This window comes from Brevibacillus sp. HB2.2 (genome assembly GCF_013284275.1).
GTDB classification, from domain to species: Bacteria; Bacillota; Bacilli; order Brevibacillales; family Brevibacillaceae; genus Brevibacillus; species Brevibacillus brevis_D.
This window is the reverse complement of sequence record NZ_JABSUV010000073.1, coordinates 1-9,366: the sequence shown is the minus strand read 5'-3', so window position 1 is coordinate 9,366 and position 9,366 is coordinate 1. Positions and strand designations below refer to the sequence as shown.

The window sequence follows — 9,366 nt, the reverse complement described above, 5'->3', positions numbered from 1 at the left end:
AGGCGACCCTTACGCCCGCAACAAGCTGATTGAGCACAATTTGCGACTGGTGGCGCATATTGTGAAGACGATATAAACAGAAAGCGATGTCAAATACAGTCGATCTTGTTTAATATTCGGGCAAGTTTTGACCTTATTAGAAGAGGAACGAGTCATCAAAAGGTTATTTTAAATGAGGACAAACCCGTCTTTTCTATCATCAAGTAAAATTGGACAAGCTTTATAAAATAAGAAAAGCAACTCATTCATTTACGAAATGGGTTGCCTTTTTCATTTTATAAGGGTGGAAAAAAAGTCTCATAACTAACTTTGGGATTACACTTCTTTGCAGCTTTAAGCACTTTATCAATTGTAGCCTTTATTGGCGAGTATACATTTTACCATCTAAAATGTATCATTACGTGATGATCCACAATAAGCCACTTTAAAACCCTCCACAATGCCCCTACACACGTTCAATCACTCATTACCTATAAACACACCATTACCAATTACGCAACACGTCCCATATACGCCTTACAAATAGTCTTAGCACTACGTCGAAGGGTACGGAAATATTTGGTATAATTGGCATGTGAATATAAACTAGATTTTATTAAGAAAGTGGATTATGAATATTTTTTGCTCAGAATAAAACTGTGATGGTGCTAATGGCAATTATAAATGTTCAATATACAAACAAAAGATTGTCGATGTAAAGAAGGGTCATAATAGAATTGAACTGGAAATGAAAGTGTAGAAATAAATGTCTAATTTTATTGGAATATAGGTGATGAAAATATGGATTGGGAATTTTACATCAACTGGAAGATAAAGTTCAGAGATAAACCAATATATGTCTTTAGAGACCATAATTGGGCATTTGGTGCATGGGAAATTGAAAAGCTAATTGGTAATATCAAGCCTAATTCTATACTTGTACATGTCGATGCACACTTGGATGACTGTGTTGATGGTGTGCATGTTAGAGGGGTAAAGGAAATCAATACAATTGAAGATATAATGAAAGTGGCGCAGAGCTATGAGAGAAATGGTCAAACACCTGAAAGTAACATGATTCACATTGACAATTTTATCTGGACTGGTATTGCATCAGGAACAATTGGGGAAACAATTTTTGTTTCTGGCGACAAAATGGAGCCAAATAGTATTGAAAAGTTAATTCAAGAGGGTACTAGTGCAAGTGAATATTATCTAGAATGCTTACCTGAAGGATGCAGTTACAAACAAGAAATGCGTTTTCAAGAGATTGTCAACCTTACAAAACATTTCAACGCTAATGAATTCAACCAATATAGAAAAGACCATAATGTCATTCTTGATCTTGATCTGGATTATTTTAACAAATCGCGTCAGTATAAAGAATCTGACTTAAAATCAGAAGATGTAATAAGGCATGAATTATTGCTACTTAGACATCTCTATCAGTGGGATGTAATTACTGTTGCTTTATCTCCTGATTATTGTGGCGGAGTCGCACCTTGCAAGTTTTTGTTGGATACCTTTTTAGATGTTTTTGAACTAGATTTTAATGAAACAGTTGAATGGTAATAAAATCAATATTTAATTGGAAGGGGATGTTTATACGTGTTACATGAAACGTCTGTTGCCGAAATGATCTTCCTAGAGCGCAATATATGGGAGTCTGTTCAACATGATGGAGTAATCTTATTAGAAAAGGTTATGGAATTAGAAATAGATGAATTACGACAAGTTTTAGAACATGGTCTGGTAAATACTTTATTTTCCTTGCGTGTATTAATAGAAGATTATAATGCTTTTTGTAAGTATGTGAATCCTGTAAATCAAAATGCAACAATTAGTATGTATGAGTTGCAAAGAGACATTAGAAGATTTTTTATGAGCGCAGATAGTGTTTTAGATGTTGTAGAAAAGTTTATGAAGCATATCTATGATCTCAATAAAGATCAACGAATTAAGTACCCTAGAGAACGATGTGAGTCTGATTCTGAAATTAATAGCTTTCGAAATGAAATCATTCATGAAGGAGTGCCTTCTGTTTTCATAAACGACAAAAGAAATGTAGAAGTAATAAAACATGCTAATGTGGCATCAACGATAACAGAAGATTATTTCAATATTGAGTTACTAATAGGAAGTAATGAGAACAGAAAAAGATATAACGTAAATGGCAAGGTTAGAACAACTTATATAAATATAGAGGAATATGTTGAAGCAGCATTAGATAACATGGCTAATTTGTTATTAAGATAAAAGGAGAATTTCATTACATGAATGCAGCAGATGAGATTGCACATACATTAATTGTTAGGCTTGCGGAAAAAGGTTTTGACATGTCTGATGTTGGCTTGCGTAACTCAATAATTATGGATCTAAATAGAACTTATGGAGAGGGATTGGAGCAGGGAGTAATTGAAGGAAGTAATCAAGCTTTACAAAGCATTGAGAATAAGATAGAGAAAATGAAAGCTGAACTTTTATAGAAGGAGATTCTATGGAGTTACCACCAATATCGTAATAGCTTATGGAATAGGGAGAGGAGTGTTTTAAGTGGAAGAAAATACCAAGTTGTTTAAGGTGGCAACTAATTCACGAGATGATGTGATCGCTTGGAATGTTACTCGTATGGGGCACAAAACAAAAGGTAATTACTTGATGGCTGAGTTTTATGACAGAGGAGCTATTAAACTGTTTATCGAAGCATTGGAATCAAAAGGGTTTGTTCAGGTAGTAGATGATCAATAAAAGGTGGGCTTGATGTATGTCTAAAGAGTGAATGATTGGAGGGATAAACTTGTTTGATACATTAAAAGATTTTGGATTTGAGGAAGTAGAGATTGATAAAGAAAATGAAATCACTCCTCCCTTTCTGGTTCGAGAGGTTGTTGATTGGAATCACATACAAAAGCTTTCACTCGATGAATTGAAGGCTTATCTGATTGAAAAGCACATTCTTGAGAAAGAATCAATTATCTACAGTACATTCCTCAACAAAGACAAAGAATTCATAATCCTGTACGGATATGAATGTGACCCATTTTACATAGTGGCAGCGATCATAGGATCAGACAATTCATGTAAAAATGCAAGAATTGCAGCAATGGATCGTCAAGACGGATCTCTCTTCATTTTAGATATCAAAGTTCGCATTAAGGATGCCAATAAAGGCCATGGAACAATATTGATGGAGCAATTGAAGGCTAATGCAAAGCAGCATAACAAGAGAGAAATTACTGGTGATTTGACTCCAGATGATTTGAGTGACCATGGAGATAGACTTGTTCACTTCTATAAGAAACATGGCTTTGAAATTGAAGAGTTTGGACATTATGCGAAGATTAAATGGGTGAATCCTAATTAGATTACTGATTAAAAGGAGTACTGATTAGAAAATGGATAGTGAACTGGATGTAAGTATAGAAGAGCAGCGAAAAGTAAAAAGGGATAGCATTAATGGATTTTCAGTGGCAATCACAGCTTTAATTTGCGGTTATTTAGTCTATAAAACTGTTTTTTTTGAAAATGAAATAGCTACAAACATAATAAGTTTGCTGCTTTTTGTGTTTGGGATAATGGGATTAAGTATAGAAACAGGCAAATTGAATAAAAAAACACTTGGATTCGGTGATGTGGGAATAGGATTAGGTCTGATACTAATATGTTTTGGTATATATTATTATTTCCCATATTTAATCGTTAAGATTATCATTAGCCCATTTTTGTTATTCAGTGTATATGGGGTAATCTCAGGCTTAATTCTGTTAATTATGAGTATTTTTAGTAACAAACAAGGATGGAAAGAGAAGTTAACAAAAACTGTGATTGTAATAATTCAGGTAATTGGCTTCGCCTCTGCCATTTTAACAATAATTACCTATCTGAGGGATATGAAATAAAAGAAGATTTTGATTAGGAAAGGCACATTGCACATTGCACATGCGCCCCTCTGATATGCTAGTCTTTTGCTATTAAGTATATCCCAAGTTGTCTATCGGCATCAGTTGGATTGTAGATAGTCATATACCATTGGTTTGCAGTGCGTGGGAAACTCTCCATGGCATAAATAGGAGCATACTTTGCTACGCCATATCCTGCGGTTATGACCTTTTTGCTACCTGCAAATATTCGAACACCTAAGTAAGTACTGCCAGGAATTGTTCTTTCTTCCCATGCGTAACGGTGAAATCCATTACCTAAGTTTTGACTATTGGTTGCCCCTTCTGTGCTCAAATCAAGAGGCTGCTGTCTCTGTATAAGCTGAAATTGTTCATTAGGTATTTGATACCCATAACCAAAGTTCACCTGATAAGGGTAATATCCTTGATATCCATACACAAAAAATCAACTCCTTTTACTGTTTACTTCAAATTATTCACAGGTATTATTCGGGTGTATGTCATAGTAAAAATTGGGATTTTTATTTTCGACTTAGCTGAACAAGTTTTCTCAAGATAAGGTTAAAAACGAAAAACAAAAGTAGCTGTTATTATTAAAAGGAGGACTATCAAGATGAGTAGATTTGGATATTGTCGTAACTGTTCAATACATTGGTAGAGATGACGTTAATGAGGAAAGGATCATTGAAGGACATAGAGTTAGTTACATCGATACGACTTATGATCAAAACTTCACGGGTGTTGTTGAGTATGACATGCATATGTGTGCTTTCGTGATTTTGAGAGGTGATGAGGGAATTACTTTCTTCCATCAAGCGAAAGACATGCAGATTGTTGGACATAACTTTAAATAAAATGAAGATTTGATCTTATACAAATTGGGGGAATGAGTAATGAATGAAAATCCAATGTTCATATCAAATAATACCAATGAAATCATTGAGAAAATAAATGAATACCTGTTCCCTTTTGTTAAATTAGCTGAAGACTTTCCTCATCTAAAGGAATTGGTTCCAAACTTTGAAAAGATACAATGGAATGATCCCAATGTAGTAAAACTACTTTTGACTATCCGTGATACCCCGGAAATCTTAAATAAAGTCACTCTTGTTAGAGGATTCGTTGGGGATGCATTACATATATTAGCTCGTCCTGATCATATGACTGTCATGCACGACAATCCTGAATATCTTAAAATTGATGCGCAATCTCCCGAAGGGTTAATTTTCATTTGTCAGAAATTCGATTCTATAAATCTTTATCTTGATGAGCGTAGAACCGATATGGTCATTGCTGAGATGGAAGCATTCGGGCCTAAATACTAAATAAAATGGGGACTTCATGAGGATTGCAGTGTGTACTGATAAGAGGGTGAATTCATTTAATGTATACAAAATATTAATGGGTTAAACCTTTAACGAGTTTCTATATTTACCATATTAATCATTTTTATTTAATTAATTCAAATATAAGGAGGAATTCCTCCCTATATTTGAATATCCTACTAAGCATGAAAATTGCTCTAATTAATCCAGTGTTCTCTTGTCATACTTCTCAGATCTAACGTCTAAAACTCTCTCATTGATCTTAATGTGGGTATCGTCAATCCATTTTACTTTTTCTTCGGTTTCTTTCCAACTCCAGTAAATAAGTCTCTCACTACCGAAAAGTCCCGTATTTACATCTACTCGTAAGCCACCTTCATCACCGACACGATATACCTTGGCAACGTACTGACTGTTTGGCGAATACACCTCATTAGTCAGTTCTCCCTGCCCGATCAATAATGTTGAATAAAATGCGATGTAATAGAGTAAAAAGGGAAGTAGGATCAAAATAAAGAGAGGAATGAATAACTTATTATGTAGGATTTTTTTCATGATACTCCGCCTTCGTGAATCAAAAATTTCTTATTCGAATCTATCATCTTCGAACCAATCAATACCTCTATTGATAGCAGCTTGATCGGTCGGATCATCAAAATAACTATCAAACCATTCCGCGCGCGCTACCTGTTAAAATCTGAACTAATCTTAATTCATTTTGGCTAAAAGATAAATAAAGCAGCGCTTTGATTGAAGGGAATAATAAGTTTGCATTCAACAAAAAACTTGATGAGTCTGTAAAATATTCTGTGTAAACTCTCAACCTCTAAACTACAATTAGTCTTAGAAAGGTTGGGAGATTTTTTATGATGTCAAAAGAGCAGATCAAACAGAAGGAGATGAAGTCTGTGGACGACGTACAGTCGGCTTTGAAGGATTTGTTTGCTGAAACGATCCAAGAAATGCTCGAAGCAGAAATGGAGTCCTCTCTTGGATATGCGAAGCATGACATGAAAAGAAAGCGGACAACGAATAGTCGTAATGGATACAGTAAAAAAACAATCCGTTCCGAGTATAGTGAAGTTGACATTCAAGTCCCTTGTGATCGTGAGGGAGAATTTGAGCCTGCAATCGTAAAGAAGCACCAGTCCAATGTAACGGGGATCGAAGATCAAATCCTCGCGATGTATGCGAAAGGCGTGTCCACACATCCGTTAACAAACAAAGAAAGGCTTCATCCTCGAAGGGATTTTCTTTCTCTACACCAACGCGTCAAGGGTTCGCTTCGCCTTGCGCCCTTGACCCTGTTAGCTCCGTGAAAGATACCCTAATTAGGGGATGAAACCTTTTCAATATCGGTTGATTGAGTTTACACAAAAGTCTCGACAGACCCGAGCGTTACCGTATTACCTTTCTTTTGAACTTAATCAGCAAATCAGTGTATTCTTGCTGATCTTCGTCACTCAACCATTCCAAATGCGGTACTCTTGTATGAATATGGTGAAGTAATTTTCCAACAGAAGTTAAGTCATCAAACCTATCTAATTCAATTTTATAAAGTAACTCTAAGAGCTGTCCATCATAAATGTCGCCCGCTAAAGGATCTTCTTCTAGAATCTCCCATGCTTTCTTTATTCCCAAGTCAATGAATATATTTTGTGATAGCATTCTGCATATATCTTTTACATCGACTTCATCAACTGTTTTGTTTATTAATCTGTTGTACCATTCATCCAAAGCGTATGGAGCTTCTGCTTTCTGCTGATTTTCACTTAAAAAATAAATGTCTTTGATCCTAGTCATTATCTAAGCCTCCAAATGGTTCGAATAAATCTTCAATCTTTTTCAAATTTACACTAGCCTTATCTAATGCCGTTTCCAAAACTTTTCTTGTATCTTGTGGTAAATTCGGGTTCTGAAGTGACCCTTCTAAACCTCTCTTTATCTTTCTTAGTCCTTTATATGAGTCCTTCATTTCTTGTAAGTGATTCCAGTAGCCTCCTCCGGGTTTCGGAACGGGATCTCCCTGTAAATCTCTTAGTGTACCCGAAAAGTCCATGTCTGTTAAATGATTATCAACAATGTTGTCTAAAGTCTCTAAGTTTCTTTTTTGCGCCCTTGACAACGACTCTAAAGCGTTATTCTGTGGGTTATCATTATCTCTATTCGGATTCCTTTTATTCCCTCCAAGTCGTTCAATGCCTTTTTGAACGATAAATCCACCTACTATACCGCCAGCCCCTTCCCAATCGCCTTCTGAAATTAATGAATCAATTTCGTCGACCTTATCTGAGTATTCCTTAATCATGTTCTGATCAAAAGTCCCCTCTTCTAACTGTTTGGCGACTTCATCTGATTCTTGGTCTAACTCAATGAAATAATTCTTTATGCCAGCTATTGGGTCTTTCAATGTATTCTCAATAAAAGTTATTGTTTGATCTATTTCATTTGTTGCCCCATCCCACAAGCCTTTACCAAAAGACTTTGCGCCCTCGGTAAATCGGGAAAAGGCATCATCTCCTGCGACATTACCTGAATCTGGAATGAGACCTGCGGCTTGATCAATCATTTTTTGTTTCTTTTGGTCTTGGTTAAACTCTTCCTGAATTGCTTTTATACTAGATGCATTTAAATACTGACCATCGTCTTCAATCTTAATTGTTCCACAGTATAAGCATGGAAGCGTTGATTTATCCAATAGAGCAGGATGCCCATCGACAAGTTTATCATATTTCCCATCAATCCAAGGTATTGTTGTCACTGGTGTACAAGGCATAGGAGTAAGTTTACCATTATTGGCAGCAGTAGCTGCTGCAACAGTTGGATTTTGCAAGCTGCTGCATTTTCCAAAAGGAAAGATATTTATATTTGGTACATGGTCTTTTATATTCATTTGGGGCATTCCTTTTATGTATACACCATGGCTAAAGTCCATCTTTAATCGGCTTAGTTTACTACCCTTGTTACATGAGATAATGGCTCCAGCGACAACATAACTTTGTTTACTTGCAGATGAACTCTTTATGATAACATCTTTTTCTATATTCGGCACTACTTCCCCACCTTTCCTGCAGAAAAGCTAATATTTACCTGTATATTACATTTTTTTCAATATGTACACTACCAAACAATACAATGTATACGAATAGAAACACAAATGACTTTTGCCCTATCAATACTAGGAAATATTTACTATATAGTAAGTTTTCGACAAACAAAAATGAGCCTATTCTCAGGCTCATAGATTATGATTGTATAGAATTTAAATCAAAGCATTCTTTGATTGGGAGTTGAAATTATGAGGGGATGTAGTATAAAAGAAACTGTAGTTAAAGATGGTGAAAAGTGGTATATCAAGAAAGGTGACACTCTTCGTTATGCAAGTGATCTTCTAATAAGTGTTGATTCTATTTGCATGACAAACGTCGATTACATGGTTTCCGAAGGCGAAGAAATCGAAATTGTTATCAAAGTTAAAAACAAATGAAAAGGTAATTTGATGAGTATTTCTTAAACCCTATTTTGACAGGAGGCAACTATTTGAGTAAAGACATGATCTTGGACATTTCGAATTGAAGAAAAGCATGTTATCCACCAACTGAAATTGCTGTAAGATATGAACAAATAAGGAATGCTTGATTATGAGGATGAATTATTGATTCTTAAAAGAAAACTTGGGTTCTATTATCAAATTGCCGAAAGTAATGGTATGAAATCAATCTATTAAAAACTGAATACAAGATTAGTTTTAATAATCATTCAGGACATACCATACGAGGTGACGTTGTGTCATTTTACATTGTTACGTTGGCTATTAATCTATTAATTGGATTAATGAAGATTATTGCTACTTTATGAAATCTCAAAACAGACAACGATTATTATATTAAATTTTCAAACCACCTTAATGCATATTTTGAAAGTTTACAGATGAAAAATAAAAATACCTCAGAGTTTGAGTGGCTGCTGAAACACTCCCCTAAGATGCAAAGAAAATTAGGGGGATATGGAGTAATTAACAGTCTTATTGATGGTAATTATCAATATTCAGACATACAAGTTCTCTTGATTTTGTTCCCAAAATACCCCTTTTTTCTAAACAATCCTTTACCATACAAGCAACCGCGAATTAATCGACAACAACTCCCGGCGTACAGGCACGC

The 9,366-nt window shown here is 35.1% G+C and carries 13 protein-coding genes and 3 pseudogenes; 11 read left to right on the top strand and 5 right to left on the bottom strand.

All coding sequences use genetic code 11. The features are described 5' to 3' along the window. From HP401_RS30100 to HP401_RS29045, 7 genes and pseudogenes are all read left to right on the top strand, one after another. A pseudogene (locus tag HP401_RS30100) lies at positions 1–67 on the top strand (flagellar biosynthesis protein FliA); the annotation flags it as partial. Between the two features lie 713 nt (positions 68–780). Next, positions 781–1,551, top strand: a complete 771-nt coding sequence (locus HP401_RS29070; protein ID WP_173607568.1) for a peptide arginase family protein — start codon at positions 781–783, stop codon at positions 1,549–1,551. A 36-nt stretch (positions 1,552–1,587) separates the two neighbouring features. After that, positions 1,588–2,235, top strand: coding sequence for a hypothetical protein (locus tag HP401_RS29065; protein ID WP_173607567.1), 648 nt, complete (start codon positions 1,588–1,590; stop codon positions 2,233–2,235). 17 nt (positions 2,236–2,252) lie between these two features. Further along, positions 2,253–2,465, top strand: coding sequence for a hypothetical protein (locus HP401_RS29060; RefSeq protein ID WP_173607566.1), 213 nt, complete (start codon positions 2,253–2,255; stop codon positions 2,463–2,465). A gap of 67 nt (positions 2,466–2,532) precedes the next feature. Further along, positions 2,533–2,727, top strand: coding sequence for a hypothetical protein (locus HP401_RS29055; RefSeq protein ID WP_173607565.1), 195 nt, complete (start codon positions 2,533–2,535; stop codon positions 2,725–2,727). A gap of 49 nt (positions 2,728–2,776) precedes the next feature. Continuing rightward, positions 2,777–3,343 (top strand): GNAT family N-acetyltransferase, encoded by a 567-nt coding sequence (locus HP401_RS29050; RefSeq protein ID WP_173607564.1) that lies wholly within the window; start codon positions 2,777–2,779, stop codon positions 3,341–3,343. 31 nt (positions 3,344–3,374) lie between these two features. Then, on the top strand, positions 3,375–3,878 hold the full coding sequence (locus HP401_RS29045) for a hypothetical protein (RefSeq protein WP_173607563.1): 504 nt from the start codon (positions 3,375–3,377) through the stop codon (positions 3,876–3,878). A 58-nt stretch (positions 3,879–3,936) separates the two neighbouring features. Here the strand turns inward: HP401_RS29045 and HP401_RS29040 are convergent, their stop codons facing one another. Beyond that, on the bottom strand, positions 3,937–4,317 hold the full coding sequence (locus HP401_RS29040) for a hypothetical protein (RefSeq protein WP_173607562.1): 381 nt from the start codon (positions 4,315–4,317) through the stop codon (positions 3,937–3,939). 184 nt (positions 4,318–4,501) lie between these two features. Between HP401_RS29040 and HP401_RS29035 the strand changes: the two genes are divergently transcribed. Beyond that, entirely contained in the window at positions 4,502–4,732 is a 231-nt protein-coding gene (locus HP401_RS29035) for a hypothetical protein (RefSeq protein ID WP_173607561.1), read from the top strand. A 39-nt stretch (positions 4,733–4,771) separates the two neighbouring features. Then, complete coding sequence (locus tag HP401_RS29030) at positions 4,772–5,203, top strand: hypothetical protein (protein ID WP_173607560.1); 432 nt, start codon at positions 4,772–4,774, stop codon at positions 5,201–5,203. Positions 5,204–5,404: 201 nt separating this feature from the next. Here HP401_RS29030 and HP401_RS29025 read toward each other — a convergent pair whose 3' ends face one another. After that, positions 5,405–5,758 (bottom strand): DUF5412 family protein, encoded by a 354-nt coding sequence (locus tag HP401_RS29025; RefSeq protein ID WP_173607559.1) that lies wholly within the window; start codon positions 5,756–5,758, stop codon positions 5,405–5,407. Positions 5,759–6,069: 311 nt separating this feature from the next. Between HP401_RS29025 and HP401_RS29020 the strand changes: the two are divergent. Beyond that, positions 6,070–6,420: pseudogene (locus tag HP401_RS29020) on the top strand (transposase); the annotation flags it as partial. A 181-nt stretch (positions 6,421–6,601) separates the two neighbouring features. Here the strand turns inward: HP401_RS29020 and HP401_RS29015 are convergent. The 3 genes and pseudogenes from HP401_RS29015 to HP401_RS29005 form a co-directional block, all read right to left on the bottom strand. Further along, on the bottom strand, positions 6,602–7,006 hold the full coding sequence (locus tag HP401_RS29015) for a contact-dependent growth inhibition system immunity protein (RefSeq protein ID WP_217366269.1): 405 nt from the start codon (positions 7,004–7,006) through the stop codon (positions 6,602–6,604). Beyond that, complete coding sequence (locus tag HP401_RS29010) at positions 6,999–7,511, bottom strand: polymorphic toxin type 28 domain-containing protein (protein WP_254457232.1); 513 nt, start codon at positions 7,509–7,511, stop codon at positions 6,999–7,001. The genes HP401_RS29015 and HP401_RS29010 overlap by 8 nt, the downstream gene beginning before the upstream one ends. Before the next feature lie 321 nt (positions 7,512–7,832). Then, positions 7,833–8,255, bottom strand: a pseudogene (locus HP401_RS29005) (DUF4280 domain-containing protein); the annotation flags it as partial. A gap of 878 nt (positions 8,256–9,133) precedes the next feature. Between HP401_RS29005 and HP401_RS29720 the strand changes: the two are divergent. Then, the coding region (locus HP401_RS29720; protein WP_217366268.1) for a hypothetical protein at positions 9,134–9,366 on the top strand (233 nt) is incomplete at its 3' end.